The 26,221-nt window shown below is 30.5% G+C and carries 21 protein-coding genes; 14 read left to right on the top strand and 7 right to left on the bottom strand.

Translation table 11 applies throughout. The annotated features are described in order from the left end of the window. Positions 1-26: 26 nt before the first annotated feature. The 3 genes from WC223_06180 to pckA all read left to right on the top strand — a co-directional run bounded on the left by WC223_06180 (position 27) and on the right by pckA (position 2,935). A complete protein-coding gene (locus tag WC223_06180; protein ID MFA6923828.1) occupies positions 27-329 on the top strand; it encodes a nitrous oxide-stimulated promoter family protein in 303 nt (100 codons plus the stop codon). Positions 330-365: 36 nt separating this feature from the next. Continuing rightward, the gene (locus WC223_06175; protein ID MFA6923827.1) at positions 366-1,073 is read left to right on the top strand and encodes an SAM-dependent methyltransferase; all 708 of its coding nucleotides are present in this window, start codon (positions 366-368) and stop codon (positions 1,071-1,073) included. Positions 1,074-1,297: 224 nt separating this feature from the next. Further along, positions 1,298-2,935 carry a phosphoenolpyruvate carboxykinase (ATP) gene (gene pckA / locus WC223_06170; GenBank protein ID MFA6923826.1) on the top strand — a complete coding sequence of 546 codons (1,638 nt, stop codon included), beginning with the start codon at positions 1,298-1,300 and terminating at the stop codon, positions 2,933-2,935. Positions 2,936-3,028: 93 nt separating this feature from the next. On the opposite strand, the gene rseP is transcribed toward pckA, so the two are convergent. Next, the gene (gene rseP, locus WC223_06165; protein ID MFA6923825.1) at positions 3,029-4,345 is read right to left on the bottom strand and encodes an RIP metalloprotease RseP; all 1,317 of its coding nucleotides are present in this window, start codon (positions 4,343-4,345) and stop codon (positions 3,029-3,031) included. A 257-nt stretch (positions 4,346-4,602) separates the two neighbouring features. Here rseP and WC223_06160 point away from each other — a divergent pair, with 257 nt between their 5' ends. Beyond that, positions 4,603-5,703 carry a DUF2027 domain-containing protein gene (locus WC223_06160; GenBank protein ID MFA6923824.1) on the top strand — a complete coding sequence of 367 codons (1,101 nt, stop codon included), beginning with the start codon at positions 4,603-4,605 and terminating at the stop codon, positions 5,701-5,703. Between the two features lie 22 nt (positions 5,704-5,725). Here the strand turns inward: WC223_06160 and WC223_06155 are convergent, their stop codons facing one another. After that, positions 5,726-6,715 carry an aspartate-semialdehyde dehydrogenase gene (locus tag WC223_06155; protein MFA6923823.1) on the bottom strand — a complete coding sequence of 330 codons (990 nt, stop codon included), beginning with the start codon at positions 6,713-6,715 and terminating at the stop codon, positions 5,726-5,728. 249 nt (positions 6,716-6,964) lie between these two features. On the opposite strand from WC223_06155, the gene WC223_06150 reads away from it, so the two are divergent. Next, complete coding sequence (locus WC223_06150) at positions 6,965-8,773, top strand: lamin tail domain-containing protein (GenBank protein ID MFA6923822.1); 1,809 nt, start codon at positions 6,965-6,967, stop codon at positions 8,771-8,773. 160 nt (positions 8,774-8,933) lie between these two features. Then, positions 8,934-9,536, top strand: coding sequence for a hypothetical protein (locus WC223_06145; GenBank protein ID MFA6923821.1), 603 nt, complete (start codon positions 8,934-8,936; stop codon positions 9,534-9,536). Between the two features lie 53 nt (positions 9,537-9,589). Here WC223_06145 and WC223_06140 read toward each other — a convergent pair whose 3' ends face one another. Beyond that, on the bottom strand, positions 9,590-11,101 hold the full coding sequence (locus WC223_06140) for a HAMP domain-containing sensor histidine kinase (protein MFA6923820.1): 1,512 nt from the start codon (positions 11,099-11,101) through the stop codon (positions 9,590-9,592). Between the two features lie 215 nt (positions 11,102-11,316). On the opposite strand from WC223_06140, the gene WC223_06135 reads away from it, so the two are divergent. Next, on the top strand, positions 11,317-13,407 hold the full coding sequence (locus WC223_06135) for a hypothetical protein (protein ID MFA6923819.1): 2,091 nt from the start codon (positions 11,317-11,319) through the stop codon (positions 13,405-13,407). Between the two features lie 66 nt (positions 13,408-13,473). Here WC223_06135 and WC223_06130 read toward each other — a convergent pair whose 3' ends face one another. The 4 genes from WC223_06130 to WC223_06115 form a co-directional block, all read right to left on the bottom strand. Further along, a complete protein-coding gene (locus WC223_06130; protein ID MFA6923818.1) occupies positions 13,474-16,698 on the bottom strand; it encodes a T9SS type A sorting domain-containing protein in 3,225 nt (1,074 codons plus the stop codon). 216 nt (positions 16,699-16,914) lie between these two features. Continuing rightward, positions 16,915-17,787 carry a DMT family transporter gene (locus WC223_06125; protein MFA6923817.1) on the bottom strand — a complete coding sequence of 291 codons (873 nt, stop codon included), beginning with the start codon at positions 17,785-17,787 and terminating at the stop codon, positions 16,915-16,917. 337 nt (positions 17,788-18,124) lie between these two features. Then, positions 18,125-18,652, bottom strand: a complete 528-nt coding sequence (locus tag WC223_06120; GenBank protein ID MFA6923816.1) for a C40 family peptidase — start codon at positions 18,650-18,652, stop codon at positions 18,125-18,127. Positions 18,653-18,669: 17 nt separating this feature from the next. Further along, positions 18,670-19,623, bottom strand: a complete 954-nt coding sequence (locus WC223_06115) for an acyloxyacyl hydrolase (GenBank protein ID MFA6923815.1) — start codon at positions 19,621-19,623, stop codon at positions 18,670-18,672. A 360-nt stretch (positions 19,624-19,983) separates the two neighbouring features. Here WC223_06115 and mazG point away from each other — a divergent pair, with 360 nt between their 5' ends. The 7 genes from mazG to WC223_06080 all read left to right on the top strand — a co-directional run bounded on the left by mazG (position 19,984) and on the right by WC223_06080 (position 26,182). Continuing rightward, a complete protein-coding gene (gene mazG, locus WC223_06110) occupies positions 19,984-20,754 on the top strand; it encodes a nucleoside triphosphate pyrophosphohydrolase (GenBank protein MFA6923814.1) in 771 nt (256 codons plus the stop codon). A 212-nt stretch (positions 20,755-20,966) separates the two neighbouring features. Then, a complete protein-coding gene (locus WC223_06105; GenBank protein MFA6923813.1) occupies positions 20,967-22,235 on the top strand; it encodes a TolC family protein in 1,269 nt (422 codons plus the stop codon). Positions 22,236-22,264: 29 nt separating this feature from the next. Next, a complete protein-coding gene (locus WC223_06100; protein MFA6923812.1) occupies positions 22,265-23,146 on the top strand; it encodes an HlyD family efflux transporter periplasmic adaptor subunit in 882 nt (293 codons plus the stop codon). 167 nt (positions 23,147-23,313) lie between these two features. After that, positions 23,314-24,279 carry an ABC transporter ATP-binding protein gene (locus WC223_06095; protein ID MFA6923811.1) on the top strand — a complete coding sequence of 322 codons (966 nt, stop codon included), beginning with the start codon at positions 23,314-23,316 and terminating at the stop codon, positions 24,277-24,279. Positions 24,280-24,383: 104 nt separating this feature from the next. After that, positions 24,384-24,974: a hypothetical protein gene (locus WC223_06090; GenBank protein ID MFA6923810.1), complete on the top strand. Its 591-nt coding sequence runs from the start codon at positions 24,384-24,386 to the stop codon at positions 24,972-24,974. A gap of 53 nt (positions 24,975-25,027) precedes the next feature. Further along, positions 25,028-25,756, top strand: a complete 729-nt coding sequence (locus WC223_06085) for an ABC transporter ATP-binding protein (GenBank protein MFA6923809.1) — start codon at positions 25,028-25,030, stop codon at positions 25,754-25,756. Between the two features lie 66 nt (positions 25,757-25,822). Beyond that, entirely contained in the window at positions 25,823-26,182 is a 360-nt protein-coding gene (locus WC223_06080) for a four helix bundle protein (GenBank protein MFA6923808.1), read from the top strand. The last annotated feature ends 39 nt before the right edge of the window (positions 26,183-26,221 follow it).

The following is a 26,221-nucleotide window of genomic DNA, read 5'->3' as shown; positions in this document are numbered from 1 at the left end:
TGCTGAAATTATATTAAACTAAAATATTGAATTTAAAAGAAAAATCAATACGCGATGAAATTGCTACAATAAAAGCAATGGTTTTGATTTATTGTAAAAAAAAACACAAAAAGAATATTGATGATTGCGAAGAATGCAAAGAGCTTATTGAATATGCAATTAATAAAATTCAGAAATGTCCGCATGAAGTAAAGCCGAAATGCAATAACTGCAAAATTCATTGTTATAAAAACGAAATGCGTGAAAAAACGAAACTGATAATGAGATATTCCGGTAAAAAAATCATATACAAGCATCCTATACTGGCAATTAAACATTTTATGCATTAAAAAAATTACTTTGAATAATAATATCAAATGACATTAATAAAAGGTACAATATTTTTAATTCCCACAACTCTTGGTAATGCCACTATAGACAAAGTATTACCGTTATTCAATAAAAATGTAATTAACGAACTTGATTATTTTATTGTTGAGGAAGTTCGCACTGCACGAAGGTTTTTGAAAGAAATGGGATACAAAAAAATTTTTGATGAAGTAACTTTTTTTGTTCTCAATGAACATACAAAGCACGAGGAAATATCCGACTTTCTGGTACCTGCAGAAGAAGGTAAAAGTATCGGAATAATTTCAGAATCGGGCTGTCCTGCTGTTGCCGATCCGGGAGCATCCATTGTCAGCCTTGCTCATAAAAAAAATATCAGAGTAATTCCTTTAATAGGACCATCTTCAATTTTGCTTTCACTTATGGCATCGGGATTTAATGGACAGAATTTTGCTTTTCTCGGTTATTTGCCGGTTGAAAAAAATTCAAGAATAAAAAAAATAAAAGAAATAGAAAGAGATGTTTACAATAAAAATCAAACACAAATTTTTATCGAAACTCCTTATCGCAATCACAATTTACTGAGTGATATTTTAAGTTCCTGCCGTAATGACACAATGCTTTGCATTGCTTGTGATATAACCCTATCAACTGAATTTATTAAAACAAAAACCATTTCTGAATGGAAAAAATCATTACCTGATATCAACAAACGTCCTGCAATATTTTTGCTTTATAAAAATTAATAGCAAAAAGAAAATTTTAAAAATATGTAAAAAAATAGTCATTTAAAATTCGGACTAAAATCCAAAAAGTGTGCATTTTGAGTAACCTCGACCTTAAGGTCGGAGATATTAAATCCAGCACAAACGGGCTTTAGCTCAAATTTAATGCTTTTCGTGAAACAATATTAAATTTAATTATTTTTCTAAACATTTTTTATAATTTTACATCTTAATTAAAAAAACAAATGGAAAATCAAGCAAAACAAAACGAATTAGATTTATCTCAATATGGGATAAAAGATGTAAAACAAATTTATCGCAATTTGTCTTACGAAGAACTCTATAAACACGAAACAAATCCCAATCTTGAAGGTTTGGAAAAGTGTTTTATAACCAGCGCCGGTGCAGTAAATGTTGATACTGGTATTTTTACGGGCAGGTCGCCAAAAGACAAGTATATTGTTTTTGAAGAAACTTCAAAAGACAATATCTGGTGGGCGGGACCTAATCGCAAGGGCTCTGACAACAAACCAATTTCGGAAAATGTGTGGGAAGATTTATATGAAACCGGCATAAATCAACTCAGCGGTAAATCGCTTTATATTACAGATGTTTTTTGCGGTGCAAATGAAAATTCGAGAATTAAAGTTAGGTTTGTTGCAGAAGTTGCATGGCAATCACATTTTGTAAAAAACATGTTTATCAGACCAACTGAAAAAGAACTTGAAAATTTCAAACCCGATTTTGTTGTGTTCAATGCTTGTAAAGTTACAAACCCCAAATGGAAGGAACATAAACTGAACAGTGAAGTTTTTGTTGCATTTAATTTAAAAGAAAAAAAAGCAGTTATTGGCGGAAGCTGGTATGGCGGAGAGATGAAAAAAGGAATTTTTTCGGTTATGAATTATTTTTTACCGTTGAAGGGAATTGCATCAATGCATTGCTCTGCAAATATGGGTAAGGGTGGAGATACAGCAATATTTTTCGGTTTGTCGGGAACAGGAAAAACAACATTATCTGCCGACCCCAACCGGCTTTTAATCGGCGATGATGAACATGGCTGGGATGATGACGGTGTGTTTAACTTCGAAGGTGGATGCTATGCAAAATGTATTGACCTCAGCAAAGAAAAAGAACCCGATATTTACAATGCAATTAAAAAAGATGCAATTCTTGAAAACGTTGTTTATGATGCAAAAACAGGTGTGATAAATTATAAAGATGGTTCAAAAACAGAAAACACACGAGCATCATATCCTTTGTATCATATTGAAAACATTGTGAAACCTATTTCAAAAGGTTCACACCCAAAAAATATTATTTTTCTTACCGCTGATGCTTTTGGTGTTTTGCCGCCTGTTGCTAAACTCACAAAAGACCAGACAATGTATCATTTCCTTACAGGATACACTGCAAAAGTTGCAGGAACAGAAAGAGGAATTATTGAACCGTCACCTACATTTTCGTCTTGCTTTGGTGCAGCATTTTTATTATTGCATCCTACAGTTTATGCACAGGAACTTGCAAAGAAAGTAGAGAAATACGGAGCAAATGCATACCTTGTAAACACGGGCTGGATTGGCGGTGCCTACGGTATTGGAAAAAGAATTGATATTGTTGCAACAAGAGGAATCATAACTGCAATACTTGATGACTCTATTAATAATGCTGAATTTGAAGAATTGCCAATATTCAAACTTCAAATACCGAAAAGTTTAAAAGGAGTTGATACGAAAATTTTAAATCCGCGTAATTCATGGACTGACAAAGCAGCTTATGATTCACAGGCAAAAATGCTCGGTCAGAAATTTATTGATAATTTCAAAAACTTTACCGACAATGAAGAAGGAAAACGTTTGGAATCAGAGGGTCCGCAATTATAAAAATTAGCTGTTAGTTTGAATTATGTAAAAACCCTGCAAGAGTTTGGAACTCTTGCAGGGTTTTTTATAAATAAAACAGATACTTTATCGGTATTATTTGAATAATCTCATAACATCATTGCCATTCGCAAGCAACACCAAAGCTAATAAAAATATCATTCCTGCGGTTGTGGCATATTCAAGAAATTTATCACTTGGTTTTTTACCTGTAATAATTTCATAAAGCACAAACAAAACATGTCCTCCGTCTAAACCAGGAACTGGAAGTATATTAAGAAAAGCCAACATTACAGATAAAAATGCAGTCAATGACCAAAAATGCACCCAGTCCCATTGCGAGCTAAAAATATTACCTATTGCAATAAATCCTCCAACAGATTCTAAAGCGGTTTTTCGGGTAAATATTATTTTAAAAGATTTTACATAATCATAAGTTGTTTCAAAAGTTTTTTTGATTCCGGCAGGAATAGATTCAATGAAAGAATATGTTTGAGTGTTTAAAGTAAAAAATGTATCAGCGCTTTTTATTTCAACTCCTATAGTTCCATCTTTTGAAATTTTAACTTTATACCTTAATGTATCTTTATTTCGTAAAGCAATTATTTCTGTTTCTTTGTTTTTTAATTTTATTATTTCTGTTCTGAATTCATTTACATATTCAGCTTTTACACCATTTATTCCAACTAACTTATCTCCAATTTTTAGTCCGTATTTTTTAGCTTCGGAATTTTTTAAAAATCCATTTATGTAAAAAGGGTAACGATAGGAAATAAAGCCGATACTTTTTCTTAATTTTAATAATTTATCAGTTACTTCTTTTTTTACAGGTATTTCCAATTTATTTCCATCACGTTCTAATTGTATTGTTTTTGCATAAAGTAATTCAATAGGTATTTTATTAAAATTATCCACATATTTATTATCTAAACTTAAAATTTTATCGCCATTTTTTAATCCGAGTTCTAAAGCCAGCGAATCGCAAGCAATTCCATATTTTACATTTTTTGTTGGTAGATATTGCTCACCATATAAAAATAATAAAAAGATGTAAATAATAATTGCAAGTATTAAATTCATGGTTACACCTCCAACTAGTATTATCAACCTTTTCCAAACTGATTTTGAACGAAATTCCCATGGCTGCGGAGGTTTTTTTAATTGCTCTTTGTCCATTGATTCATCAATCATTCCTGATATTTTGCAGTATCCGCCAAGTGGAATCCAGCCGATTCCGTATTCTGTATCTTTTCTTTTAATTTTAAACAAAGAAAACCACGGGTCGAAGAATAAATAAAATTTTTCTACACGGGTTTTAAAAAGTTTTGCAGGAATAAAATGCCCTAATTCATGAAGAATAATGAGTATTGATAAACTAAGAATAAGTTGCGTTACTTTTATTAAGATTTCCATTTTTAAAATTTATTGAGCAAATATAAAATAATTTGTTTAATCAGTAGCTAAAATGGATTAAAATAAGTTTGTGGTTTTGCCTAAATATTCATAAACTTTTAACAATCATAGCTGCGAGCTGTAAGCCACGAGCTACGAGAAAAACATAAATTAACTACAAACAACAAACTTTTCAAACAATAGAAAGCATTTCAAAATTTAATACTAAATAAATCAATTACAATAATTATTCTTTCTATTTTTGTAAAAAAACAATTATGAAATTTAAAATAAATGATAAAGTCAGTTTTCTCAGCGAAAAGCGCGAGGGAGTTGTAAAAAAAATCATAAACGATAAAATGGTCAGTATTGAAATTGAAGATGGTTTTGAAATTCCTGTTATGACTGATGAATTAATAAAAACAGGAAAAATTGAATTTGAAGAAGAAGAACTAATTTCTGAAGAAAAAGAATCAATAAACGAAACTTATGAAAATAAAGAAGAGTCGGAAACAAATGATGATGAAGATTATAAAAGTGATTTGTTTTTAACACTTACTCCGCAAATTGATGAAGGAATTTATATTGCATACACTTCGGAAAATCAGGATGCTCTGCTTTCCGGTGACATTCAAGTTTATATTTTAAATCATACTTCTTACGATATTTTATTTACATATTCTCTTAAACAAGATAACGACTTTTTCGGAATTGATTTTGACAGGGCAAAACCCGAAACTAAAGTTCTTCTTGGAATAATTGAAAGAACGAAATTGGAAGAATGGTCGGATATTTTTTTACAAATATTATTTTTCAAGGAAGGGAAATATGAAGCCAAAATGCCGATAGCAAATAGTTTTAAAGTTAACCCCATAAAATTTTTTAAAGAAGAAAGTTATCTGTATTGTTCATTAATAAATGAAAAATGTATTACTACAAGTATTTATTCCGAAAATAAAACCGTACCACTATTGCAGAACGAGCAAATTTGGAGAAAAGAAAAAATCGAAAAACCGAAAATAAAAGTTGTGGGACACATAAGTGATTATAAAAAAGTACAGTCAATGCCCTCAAAACATATTATTGACAAAGGAGTAGCAGAAGTTGATTTGCATATTGAAGAATTGATTGACAAAATTTCCGGCTTGTCTAACGGCGAAATGCTGACAATACAAATTAATTATTTCAGAAAAACATTAGAAACCGCTCTTGCAAATAATTTTTCAAAAATAATTTTTATTCATGGTGTTGGTGATGGAGTTTTAAAATCGGAAATAAGAAAAATTCTTGATGAATCATATCCAAAATGTAATTTCTACGATGCGCCAATGGCTAAGTATGGAATGGGTGCAACAGAAGTGGAATTAAGAAATAATTAGTCAATGGTCATTAGTAAACTAATCAAACTAACTTATTTTTCACCAGATATTCGGCAATCTGAATTGCATTTGTGGCAGCACCTTTACGTAAATTATCAGAAACAATCCATAAATTAAGTGAACTGGGCTGTGACTCATCTCTTCTGATTCTTCCTACAAATACTTCATTTTTTTCGTGAGCAGATAATGGCATTGGATAAATATTTTTTGATGGTTCATCCTGAACAATTATTCCAAGTGATTTTGATAAAATATTTTTAACGTCATTCAAATCAAAATCATTTTGAAATTCAATATTCACTGCCTCGGAATGTCCACCAACTACAGGGATTCTAACAACAGTAGAAGTTATTTGCAATGAATTATCGCGTAATATTTTTCTGGTTTCATTAAGTAATTTTATTTCTTCAGTTGTAGAGCCGTTTTCAAGAAAATCGCCGCCGTGCGGAAAACAATTCATATCAATCTGATGCGGATAAGCCATTTCACCTTTAATTCCTTTTCTTTCATTTTCCAATTGTTTTACGGCTTTAATACCTGTTCCGGTAACCGACTGATAAGTTGAAATAACCAATCTTTTAATTTTATATTTTTTATGCAACGGTGCTAACACCACAACAAGCTGAATTGTGGAACAATTCGGATTTGCAATGATTTTATCATTTTTTGTTAATACATCAGCATTAACTTCGGGAACAACAAGAGAAATATTTTCAAACATTCTCCATGCCGAAGAATTATCTATAACTGTAGTTCCTGCTTCAGCAAATTTAGGAGCAAATTGTTTTGATGTTGCACCACCTGCCGAAAATATTGCTATATCGGGTTTCTTTGCAATAGCTTCTTCTATGCTAATAACTTTATATTCTTTTCCATTAAATTTTACAATTTTTCCAATCGACTTTTCCGAAGCTACAGCAAAAAATTCCGAAACAGGAAAATTTCTTTCCTCTAATACTTTTAGCATAACATTGCCAACTAATCCGGTGGCACCTACAATTGCTACTTTCATTTTTATAATATTTTTATTAATTAAAATTATGCAAAGATAATATTTTACAAGAATATAATAAAAGCTGTCGGTTAATAAAAAATGCAAACAAACTTTTAGGGAATTATTTTGCCAAAAAGTCAAACTATTTGGAAATAATTTATCCAAATAGTATTTTTTTTAAAATATTTACCACAAATTTCACTACTTAAAATGCAAATAATATTTTAAATTTGTGACTTATTTTTGAATTTGTATAATTAGGTAAATTTGATAAATAAAATAATAATATCATTTCTTTTTCTTTTGCCATTGTTTCTTTCCGCACAGGTTACCGATAATTTTTCAGATGGAAATTTTTCCGATAATCCCAAATGGAGCGGCGATGATTCTTTGTTCAAATGTAATTTGGCAGACACAAATTATATTTTGCAGTTAGATGCAACTATTCCAAAAACAGCTTATTTGTACACTTCAAATACAATGTTCGACAGCACCGAATGGCGTTTTTACATGAAAATGAATTTTTCTCCTTCGAGTACAAGTTATGCGAGAGTTTATCTGGTCTCAGATAATTCAAATTTGAACGGTTCACTCAACGGATATTATCTTCAATTCGGTGAAACAAATAGTACTGATGTAATTCGGCTTTTTAAACAAACCGGCACTTCTTCAGCATTAATTTGCAGTGGAACAACAAGCATTGCATCTGCTTTTGAAATTAACGTAAAAGTTACGAGAAGCAAAAACGGAACATGGAAAATATTTTCTGCTCCGGCTTTTACACAGAAATATAATTTTGAAGGAACAGGAAGCGACATGTCTTTTAAATCAACTTCATATTTAGGAATCCTTTGTAAATTCTCAACAAGCTCATATAATAAAAATTTTTATTTCGATGATTTTTTTGTCGGAAATATTTCTGTTGACACTGTTCTTCCAAAAATTTCTGACATAAAAGTAGTATCCGGTAATAAGATTGATGTTGTATTTTCAGAATTTGTTGAAAAAAACTCATCAGAAAATATTTTGAATTACAACGTTAATAATGGAGTTGGAAATCCTGCCACTACTATAAGAGATATATCCGATTCAACAATTGTTCATTTAACTTTTTCATCGGAATTTTTAAACGGAGCAGAAAATATTCTAACTGTTAATGGAGTAAAAGATATTACCGGCAATACTATGACAGCAACATATAAAATTTTTTATTTTTATCATCCCGAAGCTTTGGATATTGTGATTAACGAAATTCTTTTCAATCCGAAAAATGATGGAGTTGATTTTGTTGAACTTTATAACCGTTCCGCAAAAATTGTGGATTTGAAAGAAATTAATTTATGTTCTTTTGATACAATAAAAAACATTTTAATTTCAATTGATGCAATTACTCAGCAAACATATTTTTTAAACCCCGGTGAATATGTTGTTCTCACTATTGCTCCTGATAAAGTAAAATCACAATATTTTACTTCCAATCCGAATGTATTTATTAAAATGAACTCCTTGCCTTCATTCAATAATGATAAGGGTTTTGTTGTAATTTCAGATAAGTCATCAAACATAATTGATATGTTTAAATATTCCGAAAAAATGCACTTTGCACTTTTGAATAATGTTGAAGGTGTTTCACTCGAAAGAGTTGATTTTAATCGTCCCACACAGGACGCAACAAACTGGCATTCGGCTTCGGAAACTGTTGGTTATGCAACTCCGGGATATAAAAATTCACAATATAATTCAGCCGATAGTTCGGATAATGCAATTACAATTTCACCCGAAATATTTTCACCCGACAATGACGGACATAACGATTTGCTTAACATTTCTTATAATTTTTTCCAACCGGATTATATTGCGAATATTGCTATTTACGATTCAAATGGAAGATTAATAAAAAATCTCGCAAAAAATAAAAGATTGGATGCAAAAGGTATTATTTCATGGGACGGTATTAATGAAACTAACGAAAAATGCCGCATGGGAATTTATGTAATTTATTTCGAAACATTCGACTTGCAAGGAAAAGTAAAGCACTATAAAAAAACATGCGTGCTTGGCGGAAAATTGAAATAAATAATTTCTTTGATTTTATTTTACTAAATTTGTATTAATAATTTGATTTAAAACAATTTTTAAACTTATCATGCAAAAAAATAGAAATTATATTTTTTATTTTTTATTTATTATTCTATGCAGCAGCTGTTATACCAACCTGTACATTGCCAATTATAAAATGAACCTGAAGGAGGTAAGAATTAAAAAGCAAGTAAATAAAGCAAATAAAAACTTTTATGAAGATTCATTATTTACATTTAGCTGGAAAACGGATACGATGAGCTTTATCTTGCAAATAAAAAATAAAAGCAAAATGCCTGTTAAAATAAGTTGGGAAAAAGCATATTTTACTTTTCCAAATGGTGAAACATCAACAATAGTTCATACAAATACAAAATATCTGAGCAGGGAAAAATCTGAAACATCAACTATAATTCAAAAAAATAAATTAGTTGTTGAGATGCTCTATCCTAAAAGTAATATTGTTTGGCTCGATGACACAACATATTACTGGAAAGAAAAAAGCTTTATGAAGGATTCATGGGGAATGGAATATTCCGATGCTGCACAGGATGCAGAAAATAATTTGAATAAAAAACTTCAAATTACTTTACCTTTCTTTATTAATAATAAATACAGCGAATATATTTTTTCATTTAATGTTTCTCAATACGACATAAAAAAAATAAAAGAATACGATACCCGAACAACTTATGGTACTTCTATAATGATAGGTGGATTAGCTTGCTTTTTACTTTTTGCTTTTATTTTATTAAGATGAGAATTGTTTGCACAAAATATTAAAACAATATACCGTTTTGCATGCCAATTCCTTTATGTTTTTTTCTTCAACACAATTCTGAATGTAGTTCCTTTATTTATTGTGGAATTTTTTACAAATATCTTTCCGCTGTGATATTGCTCTATGATTCTTTTTGATAACGACAGGCCAAGTCCCCAACCTCTTTGTTTGCTGGTATATCCTGGTTTGAAAATAGTTTTAAATTTTGACTTCTGAACTCCTTTGCCTGAATCGCTAATATCGATATAAATAAATTTGTTTTCAGCAGTTATGATTATGTCTATGATTCCTGCATTATCGCCAATTGCATCAACTGCATTTTTAAATAAATTTTCAATAACCCAATTAAATAAATATATATTCAACGGAACACAAATATCCTTATTATAAGTTACAACTGAAAATTTTATTCTTTCAGAAATCCGCAGTTTCATGTAATCAATACACTCATAAATTGTCTTTGAAATATTTGTGTCTTCAAGCTTTGGCTCAGAGCCAATTTTTGAAAATCTTTCGGTAACTATTTCGAGTTGTTTTACATCTTTTGCCAATTCTGTAATTATTGACTGCTCAACATTTTTTAATTTCAGATATTCGAGCCATGCAATTAAAGACGATAACGGAGTTCCCAATTGGTGAGCCGTTTCTTTTGCCATACCGACCCATACTTTATTTTGTTCGGCTTTTCTAACATTGCTGAATATTAAATAAGAAACAAATAAAAACAATCCGATAATGAAAAATAAAATGTATGGATAATATCTTAATTGCTTCAGTAAAAAAGAATCTTCCCAGAAAATATAATTTTTTGTTTTACCACTCAAATGCACTTCAATAGGCTTGTTCTGAAAAGACATAGAGGAAAGTTTTTTCAAAATATAATCGTTACTTTTAATTTTTTCGGAATCAATATTTCCTGATGCAATTACTTTTGTTTGTGTGCTGTCAGTGAATATTACAGGAACCGATGCCGAATTTATCACAACTTCCGAAATAAAAGTTTTTATCAAATCATTCATTACATTTTGCAGGTCGGCAAATAATTTCGAATCCTTATAATATAATAAACTTAACGTTTGACTTTTGTAACTTACCCTAATCGGCGGATATTTGCTGAATTCTTTTTTAATTGAATCAGATAGTTTTCTGTTTTGTTTTAATTTAAAGCTCAGGTTTATTGAAGAAGAAACAATGTTATTTTTGTCTGTAAGAATTATCGGAATATTTTTATTGCTTGAAATTATATCAATATAAAAAGTCAAATCTTTTGTGTTTTCTTCTTTTAGCAAGCGGTGCATTGCTTCTGCCCACAATTTAACTTTCACACGTTCATCATCTTTTATTTTATTAAATAATTCTTCGGTGTATTTTACCAAGCTTGCTTTTTTTTGAATTGCTTCAGCCCAAAGTTTCACTTTCTGTCTTTCTTCCTGAGCAAGATTTTTTGCAAACTGATTCGTGTACCATAATGAAGTCGCAACAATCAGAAATGCCACAATAACCAGCATCGCTTTCCATTGCCTGTTCTGAAGATAAATATTCATTTGTTTTTTAATGATTTTTTAAAATTCAAATGTAAATATAATTATTTTACAAATATAATTTCATTTATAATTGAAAGACGGCAGAGTGTTTGTTAGTTGCTATACTGCGGGAAGCTAAAGCAATAAGGTACAAAGTAAAATAATTTTATTCGAACAACTAACAACCGGCAACTAATTATTTTGATGTATATTTGTAAAACAAAAAAACGAAAAAATTGAACTTAAGTATAGTAACAGAATATCCTTTTTGGTATATTTTTATTTGCCTTGCAGTTGGTGCTGTTTATGCTTATACTCTTTACCGCAAAGACAAACACCTTGAAGAATTTCCGCAATGGCAAAAAAATCTTCTTGCCTCATTCAGATTTATTACAGTTGCATTAATTGCTTTTCTTTTACTAAACCCATTGATAAAAACAATTTTCAGAAATATTGAAAAACCTATTGTAGTTGTAGCTCAGGATAATTCCGAATCAATAATTATAGGAAAAGATTCTTCGTTTTATAAAACTGAGTACACAAGAAATCTGAATGATTTTATAAATAAACTTTCTGACAAATATCAGGTAAAAACATTTTCTTTCGGAGATAAAGTTAAAGATAATATTTCATCCGATTTCAGGCAAAAGCAAACGGATATGTCATTGTTGTTTGATGAAATTCAAAACAAATATGTAAATCGAAATCTCGGAGCAGTTGTAATTGCAAGTGACGGTTTATATAATAAAGGAACAAGCCCTGTGTATGCTTCCGAAAAATTAAAAGTTCCTATTTACACCATTGCACTTGGTGATACAAACATTCAAAAGGATTTGATAATAAATAAAATTAATTATAACCGACTTGTTTTTCTCGGAAATAAATTTCCTGTTGAAATAATTGTTAACGCAAAACAATGCAAAGGTGAAAATTCTATGCTCACTATATCTGATGGCATGCAAACTCTTGCTACCAAAATATTAAATTTTAAAAACAATAATGAAATTCAAACTCACAATTTTGAACTCGAAGCGAAAGAATCAGGAACCCACAGGTACAGAATCACTTTATCAAATCTGAAAAATGAAATAACTTACACAAACAATGTTCGGGATATATTTATTGATGTGATTAATGGACGCGAAAAGATATTAATTCTTTTCAGTACACCGCATCCCGACATTGCTGCTTTGAAGGAATCTATTGAATCAAACAATAATTATGAAGTACAAGTTTCACAGGCAGATAAATTCTTTGAGCCTATAAATTCATTCAGTTTGATTATTGTTCACCAGTTACCTTCATCGGATAATTCAGGAACAGCATTGTTTTCAAATATTCTTAAATTGAATATTCCTGTTTTATTCATTATAGGAAGTAAAACAAACATAAATTTTTTCAATACACTTAAAACCGGACTTAATATTTCGGGAATAAAAAATAAAATGAATGAAGCACAGGGAAACTTCAATAATAATTTCAGTTTATTTACAGTAAGCGATAATTTTAAAAATTTTATTGAAAAACTTCCGCCGCTTTATCCGTTTTTCGGAACATATAAAATGTCTCCCGATGCAAATGTTTTTCTTTATCAGAAAATAGGTAGTGTTGATACCGATTATCCTTTGATTTCGCTTTATCAGGCACCAAATGCCAGAATTGGAATTATTACCGGTGAAGGTTTATGGAAATGGCGATTGCAGGATTTTGCAATTCATGAAAATAATGACATATTCAACGAAATGTTCAATAAGATTGTTCAATATCTTTCTGTAAAAGCTGATAAAAGGTATTTTCGCATTATCAGCAAAAATATTTATTTTGAAAATGAGCCCGTAACAATTGATGCAGAAGTTTATAATGAAAGCTATGAATTGATAAATACTCCCGATATTAATATTGATATTTTTAATTCCGATAATAAAAAATTCTCGTTTGTTTTTAATAAAACTTCAAAAGCATATATGCTTGATGCAGGAATATTTCCGGTAGGAACATACAGATATGAAGCAAAAGTAAAAAGCGGTGAAAAGATGTTTTCAGATAAAGGACAATTTACTGTAACCCCTGTAACTGTTGAAGTATCAAATACAGTTGCCGACCACCAATTGATGAATAAGCTTGCGAAAACCCACAATGGTAAAATGTATTTTCCCAATCAATTTGAAAATCTTCTGAACGATATAAACAGCCGCGATGATATAAAAACCGTTTCATATACGAGTAAAAAACTAAAAGATATTATTAATATGAAATGGATTTTCTTTCTTTTAATTTTTTTGCTTTCTGTTGAATGGTTTGTTAGGAAAAGAGGAGGAGCATATTAGAGTAGTATTTTGAAACTGACGGGGTGACTTTGAGTCACCCCGTCAGCTTCAAATTGCTTATTTATTTTATCTTTGCACAACCACTCTGCTCACATAATTTTCTTTATCATTTTGTAGCGTAATAATATAAACGCCTCCTGCCAAATGCTGCAAGTCTATTGGATAAGTATTTGTGAAATTTATATTTCCCTTTAATACTTCTTGTCCTTGTATCGTTTTAATTGTTAATTGAAATTTTTGTGAAGTATTGTTATTCTTTTGCAATATAAATAAACCATTATTCGGGTTAGGATAAATTTGTAATTCATTATTATTCCCTGAAATATTATTTACAAATGTAGAATTAACTGTAACAATTGATTGTGTTGTTCCCGTGCAACCATTAGCATCTGTGCCGGTAACCGTGTATGTTGATGTAACATTCGGAGTTACGCTAATACAAGAGCTTGTTTCAGTTGTACTCCAACTATATGTCGAGCCACCACTTACGCATAAAGTAGCACTCTGACCTTGAAGAATTGATTCGCTGTTAACTGTTATTGTTGGAGAAGGATATATAGCTACTGTTGCCTGTGCTGTGCCTGTACAGCCATTTGCATCTGTTCCTGTTACAAAATATGTTGTATTGGTTGTGGGACTAACTGTTTTTGGATTTCCTGCACCTAACGGATTTACCCATGTGTATGTATTTGCTCCGCTGGCAGCTATACTTGCAGATGCACCATTGCAAATTGTATTTCCTGTTGCAATAACAGTAGGGTTTGAATTTATTGTTACCAAGGTCTGAGCAGTATTCGCACAGCCATTCATGTCTGTCCCTGTTACAGTATAGCTTGTAGTAATGGTTGGGGAAACATTTAATGGATTTGTACTTGAACCGTTATTCCATGTGTATGTATTCGCTCCGCTGGCATTTATATTTATACTTGCTCCGTTACATATAACACCTCCTGTCGCAATAACATTTGGCTTTAAAGGACAATAAACAGGCGATTCCCAAAGTCCTCTGCCATAAGTAGCAGCTCTCAGTTTATCATTTTGAGGTAATGTGGCATAATAAATTTCCATTTCGCCAATTTTAACATTTGGCAACCCTGTGTTATATGCAATCCAATTATCAGAATCTTTTTTGAAATATACACCAAGTTCGGTGCCGACATATAATTGAACTTCGCTTGTTGATTTTTTATATTGAACTATTGTATATGCAGGAATCTGGGGTAATCCGGTTGAAATATTAGTCCATGAAGTCCCGCCGTTTGTTGATTGGTAAACTCTGTTTGCGTTATAACCGCTCATTGTAACCCAAAGTGTATTTGCATCATCGTCTTTAACCGCCATATTAGTGATGCTCCCTGAACCTACAGGCAAAGTTCCGGTTACATCAGCCCATGAAGTTCCGCCGTTTGTGGTTTTCCAAAGATGAGTTCTGTCTGCAACGTACAAATATTGTGTGTTTGAAGGTGCAATTGCCATGGAACGTATTTTATCTGATGTGTTCATTGTGGATATTTGCGACCAATTATCCCCTCTATCCATAGTTTTCCAAATATCAGAATATCCTACATATAAAATTTGAGGATTGTTCGGGTCAATTATATATGGTGTAACCCATGCCCCGTCAGCTCCGCCAGGAATATTTGCTGAAATTTCAGTTGTAGAATTCCAAAGGTCTGTAGTCCTGTTAATTTCGCCATATACATAAGTTTCGTACTGAATATTATCATCCGTATAATCAATTAAACATTCCATACCGTCTCCACCATACACATCGTACCATGTTCCGTCATAGAGTAATTTTGTTCCGTTATCTTGTAAACCGGTAATAATTTCATTAGAATCCAATGTTGAATTACCTAATTTATACATTTGGCTAATTACCATTCCATCTGTTTTATCTGTCCAGGAAGTACCATTATTTGTTGAAATGTATATGCCTCCATCGTTGCACTCGAATAAATTTCCGCTGCTTCGGTATTTAAGCATATGTTTATCGGCATGCACTGCTTGTACTCCGTCTCCCCACCAATGATTTACAATTGACCAAGCAGTTCCACCATTTGTAGAGCGCCAGGTATTAATACCTCCGACTAAAAGAGTATTTGCGTTAGAGGGCGAAACAGCAATGCTCAAATCGTACCAGCCCTGCCCACTTGTTGAACTACCATCGGCATTTCCTCCTAACAAATTCGATGTAGCTCCATCAAAAACCTTTGAGAAGCTTAACCCGCTATTTGTTGATTTATAAATTCCATAAAGGCCATTGTCTGAATTTACAGTTACAGCATAAACCCATGTAGGTTGATTTGCAGAAACTGTCAATTCAATCCTATAAGCATTTGCATCGTTAAAGGATTGTGCCCAAGATGCTCCGCCATTTGTGGAAAGATAAATGGTACCATCATATTGTGTTGAACCGTAGAGTGTATTAAAATCGCCCGGATTATATTCCATGTCAATAAAGATGATGCTTGTTAATTGAGTACTCCAGTTAGTACCACCATTTGTAGTTTTATAAACACCGTTCGATGTTGCAGCAATTATGGTTTGGTTATTATTTGGGTCTAGTAACAGTTTATTAACCATTGAACCACCAGATAATACATAACTCAATCCTGTTGTGTTCCATGTAGAGCCACCATTTGTTGATTTTAAAACACCAATACTACGATTATCCCAATGGTCTTTATCGCCTGTGGCAACATAAATTGTATTTGAAGTTGCATAATCTGTTGGAATAACAATATCACTTACAGCAAGAATGCCATTATTATCGGTTAAACAATTCCAGCTTGAACCATTATTCATCGTAACCCATAAACCACCAGAAGCTGCGCCAGCCCAGTAAGTGTTATTATCTGAGGGATGGAATGAAATACAATTAATACGTCCAACTCCCGCATATCCGCCGTCTGAGCTATTTGTTCCTAAGCATGTCCAATCAGCTAAATTTCTTGATTTTGAATTAGGATTTGCTTTTAAATATTTTTCATAAATTTCTTGTGCGGTTTTTTTTGGAAATTCGCCTGTGGTAGGATTTATTTGGTTTTCCATATAATACTCCCACCTTTTAAATTGCTTCCACCCTTCTGCTTTTTTCTTTACTCCATTTTCATAATAATAACCTTTTTCAACATTAAATGGCGTCCAATATTTATTAAAGGCATTTTTATAATCAAAGAAAGTTAATTCCCCTTTAAATTTTTTCTGTGGTAAATTTTTTAACCATGTTTGTGAAAACAACATTAATGTCGGAGACATTAATACTAATAAAAAATAAAGTTTCTTCATAAATTTAAAGTTTTTAAAAGTGTAAAAACAAAAGTACGATACTTTATTCGTATCTATTCATAAAATAGATAAATTACAATTTAAGAATAGTAAAATAAAACTTTTCGAAGTGTAAATTTTTACTTTAATAAAATATCATAAATTAAAGGCATCTCTAAAAAAATTTGACTTCTGTCACGTAAAAGTAAAGCGAATTTCCAGTTATTCTGGGTGTCCTTAATTCCTGCTCACAACATAAACACCCGCAAAAATTAATACTGCCGAAATTATTTTATCTGTAGTCAAAACATCTCTTGAAAGCAAAATTGCCGAAAGTGCTGCAAATAATGGTTGAAGATAAATATACATGCTGACAACCGTGGGACTCACAAATTTCATCGACTCGGTAAGCAGAAGGTACGCAACAAAAGTAGTTGCAATTACAACATATCCCAAAGCGAACCAGATATGAACCGAAAAATTCCACGTTACTTCGGTGAACGAGTTATAACAAAACGGAGCTACGAAAATAAATCCGAATAAAAATATCCATTTCATAAGTGTAACAGAAGAATACTTTTTCATTAATGGTTTTAATAGCACAAGGTAAACCGCATACGACGCGGAATTAAGTATAATATAAATATCCCCTTTAAGTGTTTTCAAACTCAAAGTCATGTCGCCTTTATTAAGAATTAAATAAATTGCTCCTGCGGCACCTAAAATTATTCCGATAATTTTTTTTGAATTTATTCTCTCTTTAATTATAAAAGCCGCCATGAGCAAAACAAGAATAGGATTTATAGTTTGAATTATTGCAACATTTATCGGCTTTGAAAGATTCAATCCTTCGAAAAACATAATCTGATTAAATGCTACGCCAAACAGTGCACACAAAGCAAGGAGCAGCAAATCTTTTTTCTCTACTTTTTCGTTTTTTCCGAAAGAAAATAATATCCAAAATAAAAATGAAGTAACTAAAACCCTTACAAATATTATTGCTTTTGGCATGAGATAAAGCGGCATCAAATCTTTTGCAATTGTATAATTCAACCCAAACAAAATATTTGCCGTTAACAAAAGTATATGTGCTCTTAATTTCGAATTCATTAGAAATTGTTTAAAATTTAAAGTTTAAGGTTTAAAGTTTCTGTTATTTGAACTTATTACTCTTTTTTTATTTTCGATTTCAAAAAAATTAAAATTTGCAAGTTATTTATAACTCATTGTCTCCCGCATATTTAGCAGATAAACGCAAATGATTTTATTAAAATCAAGTTCTGCGTAAATCAGCGATATCAGCGGAAAATTGAAAAGGCATATTTTTTACTTGCGAATTTTGGGTTTATTGTTAATCTTATTCTTACTGTTCTGAACTTCAATATGCATTACTTTAAACCTTAAACTTTAAACAACCTTAATATGGGAATTTGTGGCTTATTATTATTCATTTCACTCTCCCTCCACAATAAAAATGTTTCTGAAAATAATCCTCATTTAAATTACTAATCATCACGCCTTTTTTACTTGATGCATGAGCAAAATAGCCGTCTTTTATGTATATTCCGATATGGTCTGGTTTCTTTAAAGCAATCAAAAAAAATACCAAATCACCTTCTTTTAAGTTACTTTTATTTATTACGTTTATATCTTTCTCATAAATATCAACGGTTTGGCGATTAATATCTTTTTTGTAAACGATTTTATAAACATTCTGAACGAGACCTGAGCAATCAGTTTCCTGTTTTGTACATTCTCCAAATTTATAAGGAACACCAAGCCCATCGGCAATTGTTGAAATAAGCAATTTATTTTCCGAGCCATCAAGTTTTATGTTTAATTTTTCGGAATATGTTTTTTCAAAATTCTCATTTTTTATTTCATTCTTTGTTTTACTTGTTTTTCGTATAGGAGTGCAAGAAATAACAATAATTATTATCGCACATAAGAATATTGAATAATTAACTTTAAACATAAACTCTAAACTTTAAACTAAAATCTGTATCCGATTCCCAAATCAAAATCATCGGCATCCACTAAATTTGCTTTCAATGTTATAGTAGAAAAAATATGATTTGTAATAAAATATTTCCATCCGAGTTTTTCATAAACATCGCCCTGCAATTTGTATTTTGCAAAAACATAAGTTCCAAACTGCAGACAAATTGATATTTTGGAAATCACTATTTCATAAGTTAAATTTATTCCCGGTCTTAATATTTCATAATTATGTGAAATATTTATACTGTCGTTTTTTAGTAATTTTATTATTGATGAATTATAAAATAAATCAAAACCTAATCCGAGTTTATTTTTAAAATTCAAAGGTTTTAATACACAAAATGCTAAAGAGTATGTTCCGTATTTTGGTCCATCCTCAGGATAAATTTCTTTGATTCCGCCGGTAACAGAAATAAGATATTGAAATTTTTTATTTACTACTGTATCTTTTTTAATTGATAAAAAATTATTTTCACCTAATTTATAATAAGCTCCCAGAGATATTGTAGGAATATTAATTCCAAGATTAGGAGTTTTAAAAGCACTGTTTGAGAAATGTGTTAATCCAATTCCTGTTGTTAAAATAAATTTTTTCGATAATTTAAAGTTTGATTCAAAAGTCAGGTTTATTGCGGCATTCAGATGTGAACCAATAGCTATATCTTTATAGTTTTCGGTTCTGTTATAAGGTTTTGTAATATATCCGAGTCCTGTACCAAAGCGAAAACTAAATTTGTAAAAGCCACAATTAATCATGGGAAAATTTATATACGGATATAATGCAATTACATTGCCCAGATGTTCTTTATTTGCAAGCCCCGAATAAAAAAAACAAATGCCTATATCAGGAAATTTATAGAGCCGTTGCCATAATTTTTCTCCGTTTGTTATTTTTCCTATAGTAATTTCTAATGAAGGAAAATGTCCTGTTTCCAAATGACGCATTGATTTGGTATGACAAATTATAAATCCGTAATGACATTTTGAACCAATAATTAATTTGTTAAGATGTTTGGATTTTAAGGTGTCTTGGGAGAATGAAAATTTAAAGTTTAGTGCAAAAAATAATAAAATAAAAAAACGCAAAATTTGGATTGTACTTGAATTGTATGATTTTCGTGAGATTTGGTGTTTTTGTGTTTTAGTGGCAAAAAAATTATAGCCACCAAAACACCAAAACACCAAATAACACCAAAAAAAAATATTTATCTTTTTAATTATAAATTGTTTTGATTGCGAATTCACGTTTTATAAATTATACTACATTTGTATTGAACAAAAATAATTAAAATAACAATCTGTTTTATGAGAGACGAAACATTGTTGGCATTTCGACGATTGCTTGATATAATGGATAAATTACGTGAAAATTGTCCATGGGATAAAAAACAAACTTTTGGAAGTTTACGCCATTTAAGCATCGAAGAAGTATATGAACTTTCCGATGCAATTCTTGAAAAAGACACAGATGAAATAAAAAAAGAATTGGGTGATTTATTATTGCATATTGTTTTTTATTCAAAAATTGCTTCCGAAAAAAAATCATTTGATATTAAAAATGTTATTGACAGTATTTGTGAAAAGTTAATTATCCGTCATCCACATATTTTCGGCGATGTTAAAGTTAAAAATGCTGAGCAGGTTAAAGAAAACTGGGAAAAAATAAAATTAAGAGAAGGTAAAAAATCAGTATTGGAAGGCGTTCCAAAGTCATTACCTGCAATGATAAAAGCATATCGTATGCAGGAAAAAGCAAGAGGTGTTGGATTTGATTGGGATAATAAAAATCAGGTGTGGAAAAAAGTTCAGGAAGAATTAGGCGAGCTAAAAAAAGAAATCACCAAGAAAAACAATCATGAAAGAATAGAAGATGAATTTGGCGATTTACTTTTTGCATTGATAAATTATGCTCGTTTTATTGATGTTGAACCTGAAACCGCTCTTGAAAAAACAAATAAAAAATTTCTGAAACGTTTTCAATATGTTGAAGAAAATATTAGCAAAGACGGAAAAAAGCTCAGCGAAATGACTCTTGCAGAAATGGATGTTTACTGGAATAGAGCAAAGAAAGCTTGAAATATTAAATTATAATATAAAAAGTTTAAGGTATTGGTAATAGAGGCTATATGATTTGAAATCACAAAATGCTATATCAAAGCATCGAGATTCCATTTTTTAAAAAGATGGAATCTTTGGAATATATTAATAAAATTTACGGCTAACCATAAAAATTAGCGTGAATATTTATGGTTGACGGTAAATGTTTAAAATTAATTCAATTAAGAAAAATGAAAAAAATTATTTTAATATTAAACATCTTTTTATATCTGACTTCTTTTGGTCAAATAGGCGATTCATTAACATTATATTTTTGTTATGATGAGGCAATTAAAAATTATCCTTTAAGCAAGCAAAGAGATATATTCACTTCGTCAACAGAATTAAAAATAAAAAATATTGGTGTAAATTATCTTCCGCAAATTTTTTTGAATGGACAAGCTACCTTGCAATCCGACGTTACAAAAATTCCACAGTTCATTCCTAATATGAAAATACCTAAACTCAACAAAGATTCATATAAGGCAACTATTGATATAAATCAGCTTATTTATGATGGCAATTTAACAAAAAAACAAAAAGAACTTGAAAAAAGTATATTAGACGCAGACCAGCAAAATCTGGATGTTCAATTATATCAAATTAAAAACAGCATAAATCAGCTCTATTTCAGCATTCTTTTATTTCAAAGCAATGAGAAAGTTTTAAAACTTACGAAAGATAATTTACAATACAAACTTGGCAGTGTTGAATCCGCTGTCAGAAATGGAGCAATGCTTGAAAGCAATGCCGATATTATTAAAGCAGAACTTTTGAGAACCGACCAGCAGTTGTTCGAACTGAATATGGGAAAACAAGCAGCAATAAAAATGCTCGGGGATTTTATAAATAAAAATCTTACTGACAGTGTGAAACTTTCTGTACCTAATGAAAAAATAAGTCCGGTACAATCGGAAAACAGTCGTCCTGAGATGAAACTCTTTGATATGCAAATTCAGAAAATCGAAATATCAAAAAATTTATTATCAAGCAAATTTAGTCCAAAAATTTCTGCTTTCGGACAAGTTGGTTATGGGCGCCCCGGCTTTAATATGTTATCAAATAATTTTGAACCGTTTTATATTGTAGGTGCAAGATTGAACTGGAACCTGTGGAACTGGCATCAAACTTCAAATGAAAAAAAATTAATGGATTTGCAAAGCGATATTCTGAATACACAAAAAGAAACTTTTGACAAAAATTTAAAAATAATACAGGAAAAAGACATTGCCGAAATTCATAAATATGAAATTCTTATTTCAAAAGATATTGAGATAATTAATTTGCAGACAAAAATAACAGCAAATTCATTTTCGCAACTTATAAACGGAGTTACAACTGCAACAGATTATGTTTCTGTTTTACATTCGGAATTACAGGCAAAATTAAATCTCGAAGCTCATAAAATACAATTAATTCAGGCGAGAGTTAATTATTTGAATGATGCAGGAAAACTTTAAAAAAGTTAATATTTATTAGTTAAAAAAATATGAAAAAAATTATTTTTATTTCAGCGTTAGCAGTTTTAGTAAGCTGTTCAAGGAACAATAAAAAATCGGATGCGTATGGCGTATTTGAAGCAACTGAAATTACAATATCTTCAGAAGCAAACGGCAAAATCATTTTATTCAATATTGATGAAGGACAACAATTAGATTCGGGAACAGTAATTGGACAGATTGATACTACTGATTTGCAACTGAAAGTTGAACAATTACAGGCACAAAAAGATGCAATAGCAACCAAAACCGAAAATATTGAATCGCAGATTGAAATTCAAAATCAGCAGAAAGAAAATATACTAATTGAGAAAGCACGAATTGAAAAAATGCTTAAAGACGGAGCCGCAACATCAAAACAAATGGACGATATAGTCGCTTCATTAAAAATAATTGACAAACAAATCAATTCAATAGAAACACAGAATAGCTCAACTGCCGATGAATTGCGAAGCATTGATAAACAAATTGCACAATTGAAAGAAAACATAAGAAAATGCAGAATTATTAATCATGTTAAAGGAACCATTCTTGCAAAATATGTTGAGTCGAAAGAATTTGCAACAATCGGTAAACCGCTTTATAAAATTGCAAACATGGATGAAATATTTTTAAAAATATATGTCAGCGGGGAACAACTGCCGCATATTAAAACCGGTCAGAAAACAGAAATATTTATTGACAATGATAAAAAAACAAATACTAAACTTGAAGGTGAAATAAGTTGGATTTCCTCAAATGCGGAGTTTACACCTAAAATAATTCAAACAAAAGAAGAACGCGTAAATTTGGTTTATGCAATGAAAGTAAAAGTAAAAAATAACGGCTTCGTAAAAATCGGAATGCCGGGGGAAGTAAATTTTGGTAAATAGTCAATAGTCATTGGTCATTAGTAAAACTTCGACATTCGAAATTCAGTGTTCGGTGTTCGATATTAAAAAAGTTTAAAGTTTAATGTCTAAAGTTTAAAGTTTCGGAATTTTATTGTTAGTGCAAATAATAATTTTTTTAAAATATTTTTCATAGAAAAATTAATCTTATGCTTTCTGCCCAAACCCTTCCGCCCTCTGCTTTTCGCTCTACGCATTCTACTTCAAGCATAAAAGTTACAAACCTCACCAAAAGTTATAATGAAGTTAAAGCTCTCGGTAATATTTCTTTCGAAATAAAAAAAGGTGAATTGTTCGGTTTTATAGGTCCCGATGGTGCCGGAAAAACGACCCTTTTCAGAATATTAACAACATTATTAATTCCTGATAATGGTGTTGTAACGGTTGAAGGATTTGATGTTGTTAAAGATTATAAAAAACTTCGAAAAATTCTTGGTTATATGCCGGGCAGATTTTCGCTTTATCAGGATTTATCGGTTGAAGAAAATTTAAAATTTTATGCAACAATTTTTGATACAACAATTGAAGAAAATTATTATTTAATAAAGGGTATTTATTCGCAAATCGAACCATTCAAAAAACGCAGAGCAGGAAAGCTTTCGGGAGGCATGAAACAAAAACTTGCTCTTTCGTGTGCAATGATTCATAAACCGGAAGTGCTGATTCTCGATGAACCCACAACTGGAGTTGATGCCGTTTCAAGAAAAGAATTTTGGGAAATGTTAAAAAAACTTAAAGAAAACGGAATAACAATTGTAGTTTCCACGCCATACATGGACGAGGCAAGCTTATGCGACAGAGTTGCACTAATTGAATCGGGCAGAATATTAGATTCTGAAACTCCGGAAAATATTGTTAAAAAATTTACAAGAAAATTACTTGCAATAAAATCAAATAAAATGTATGAACTTATTCACGATTTGAGAGAGTATAATGAAGCAGCAACAGTTTTTCCGTTTGGTGAATATCTTCATTTTACTGCAAAAAATAATGATATTAATGTTGACATAATAAAAAAATATCTTCAAGAGAAAAATCATGATGATATTAAAATAAAAGAAATAATACCAAATATTGAGGATTGTTTTATTGAATTGACAAAAAAGACCTCCTAACAGGTCTTTGAGACCTGTTAGGTTTGATTAAGAAACATTAAAAAAACCTAAAAGGTTTTAGAAACTTGTTAGGAAATCTGATTAGCTAAATAAAAATCATCAAAATGAAACAAGATGTTTTTGAAACCGGTGTAGTGTATCATATTTTCAACAGAGGAAACAACAAAGAAGATATTTTCCGTGAAGACCGAAATTATTATTATTTTCTTTCACTTGTAAAAAAATATTTACTTTCGATTTCTGATATATATGCATATTGCCTTTTAAAAAATCATTTCCATATCCTATTACGAATAAAGGATAACAATGAATTATCCGAGAAATTACAAGCAAAACCATTTCTTGCTTTTTCAAATCTTTTTAATACTTATACAAAAAGTATAAACAAGGCATATAATCGTACTGGTAGTCTTTTTCAAGAACACTTGCAACGGAATAGAGTAAAAGATGAAAGTTACCTTATTAAATTGATAGCCTATATTCATTTGAATCCATTGAAACATCAATTTACTAATGATTTCAGAAATTATCCGTTTTCTTCTTATAAAGCATATACCACAAATAAAAAAACAGATATTAAAAAAGATTTTATAATGGAAATATTCGGGAATGTGGAGAATTTTGAATATTGGCATAATTTGAAAAAAATTAGTTATGAGGGTATTATTGAAGAAATTGAAAATATGGATAACTGAAATAATACCTAACAGGTCTCGAAGACCTGTTAGGAGAAGGAAATAAAATTAATATGTCAGAAAAAATAATTATTGAAGTTAAAAACCTATACAAAAAATTCGGTTCATTCATAGCAAATAATGACCTGACTTTTGATGTAAAGCAAGGTGAGATTTTTGGATTTCTCGGAGCAAACGGTGCAGGAAAAACTACAGCAATAAAAATACTTTGCGGCTTGTCGAAACCAACTTCAGGAAAAGTAAATGTTGCGGAATTTGATGTTTATACACAAACTGAAAAAATAAAAAAGAACATTGGTTATATGAGTCAGAAATTTTCTCTTTATGAAGATTTAACTGTTGCCGAAAATATAAGGTTTTATGCCGGTATTTATGGTATTTCAAGAAAAGAAATAAATGAAAGAACAAATGTATTAGCTGAAAAATTGCAGCTTGAAAGCGTCAGAAATACGTTGATAAAATCATTACCTCTGGGGTGGAAACAAAAGCTTGCATTTTCTGTTGCCATTTTTCATGAACCGAAAATTGTTTTTTTGGATGAGCCTACAAGTGGCGTTGACCCTATTACACGCCGCCAGTTTTGGGAAATGATATATGAAGCGGCAAATAATAACATGACCGTTTTTGTTACTACACATTATCTGGATGAAGCTGAATATTGCAACAGGGTTTCAATAATGGTTGATGGTAGAATTGAGGCACTTGATTCGCCAAAAAATTTAAAGGAAAAGTATAATGCAGAAAATATGAATGATGTATTTTTAAAATTAGCAAGAAATTAGAAACTAGTCGTAAGTCGTAAGAAAAAATAAAAATTTTAAAAATAAATTAACTAAAACCAAAATTACATGAACAATTACAAAGAATTAAAAGTTTGGAAAAGAGCAGTGAATTTATCAACTGAAGTTTATAAAATCACAAATACATTTCCAAAAAGTGAAATTTATGGAATTACTTCACAAATAAACAGAAGTGTAATTTCAATAGCAGCAAATATTGCTGAAGGTGCAGGAAGAAATTCTAATAAAGAATTTAATCATTTTCTTGGTATTTCTTTAGGTTCATCTTTTGAATTGGATACTTTGCTTTATATAGCAAAAAATCTTAATTATATTAATGATTCCATTTTAAAAAAGGTATCAGATGAAATAACAGAAATACAAAAAATGACAAGAGGTTTTCAAAAATCCCTAAATAAATCAATATAAAAATACTAACGACTTGCGACTAAATACTTACGACTATTT

The sequence above is a fragment of the Bacteroidales bacterium genome, assembly GCA_041671145.1.
GTDB lineage: Bacteria > Bacteroidota > Bacteroidia > Bacteroidales > JAHJDW01 > JAQUPB01.
The sequence above is the reverse complement of the archived record's forward strand: the minus strand, read 5'-3'. Positions and strand labels throughout refer to the sequence as shown.

Excerpts from the sequence above, each read along its gene's own strand:
- pckA (MFA6923826.1), top strand. The coding sequence starts at position 1,298 with ATGGAAAATCAAGCAAAACAAAACGAATTAGATTTATCTCAATATGGG.
- rseP (MFA6923825.1), bottom strand. The coding sequence starts at position 4,345 with ATGGAAATCTTAATAAAAGTAACGCAACTTATTCTTAGTTTATCAATA.
- WC223_06160 (MFA6923824.1), top strand. The coding sequence starts at position 4,603 with ATGAAATTTAAAATAAATGATAAAGTCAGTTTTCTCAGCGAAAAGCGC.
- WC223_06155 (MFA6923823.1), bottom strand. The coding sequence starts at position 6,715 with ATGAAAGTAGCAATTGTAGGTGCCACCGGATTAGTTGGCAATGTTATG.
- WC223_06145 (MFA6923821.1), top strand. The coding sequence starts at position 8,934 with ATGAACCTGAAGGAGGTAAGAATTAAAAAGCAAGTAAATAAAGCAAAT.
- WC223_06140 (MFA6923820.1), bottom strand. The coding sequence starts at position 11,101 with ATGAATATTTATCTTCAGAACAGGCAATGGAAAGCGATGCTGGTTATT.
- WC223_06130 (MFA6923818.1), bottom strand. The coding sequence starts at position 16,698 with ATGAAGAAACTTTATTTTTTATTAGTATTAATGTCTCCGACATTAATG.
- WC223_06125 (MFA6923817.1), bottom strand. The coding sequence starts at position 17,787 with ATGAATTCGAAATTAAGAGCACATATACTTTTGTTAACGGCAAATATT.
- WC223_06120 (MFA6923816.1), bottom strand. The coding sequence starts at position 18,652 with ATGTTTAAAGTTAATTATTCAATATTCTTATGTGCGATAATAATTATT.
- WC223_06115 (MFA6923815.1), bottom strand. The coding sequence starts at position 19,623 with ATGCGTCATTTGGAAACAGGACATTTTCCTTCATTAGAAATTACTATA.
- mazG (MFA6923814.1), top strand. The coding sequence starts at position 19,984 with ATGAGAGACGAAACATTGTTGGCATTTCGACGATTGCTTGATATAATG.
- WC223_06105 (MFA6923813.1), top strand. The coding sequence starts at position 20,967 with ATGAAAAAAATTATTTTAATATTAAACATCTTTTTATATCTGACTTCT.
- WC223_06100 (MFA6923812.1), top strand. The coding sequence starts at position 22,265 with ATGAAAAAAATTATTTTTATTTCAGCGTTAGCAGTTTTAGTAAGCTGT.
- WC223_06095 (MFA6923811.1), top strand. The coding sequence starts at position 23,314 with ATGCTTTCTGCCCAAACCCTTCCGCCCTCTGCTTTTCGCTCTACGCAT.
- WC223_06090 (MFA6923810.1), top strand. The coding sequence starts at position 24,384 with ATGAAACAAGATGTTTTTGAAACCGGTGTAGTGTATCATATTTTCAAC.
- WC223_06085 (MFA6923809.1), top strand. The coding sequence starts at position 25,028 with ATGTCAGAAAAAATAATTATTGAAGTTAAAAACCTATACAAAAAATTC.
- WC223_06080 (MFA6923808.1), top strand. The coding sequence starts at position 25,823 with ATGAACAATTACAAAGAATTAAAAGTTTGGAAAAGAGCAGTGAATTTA.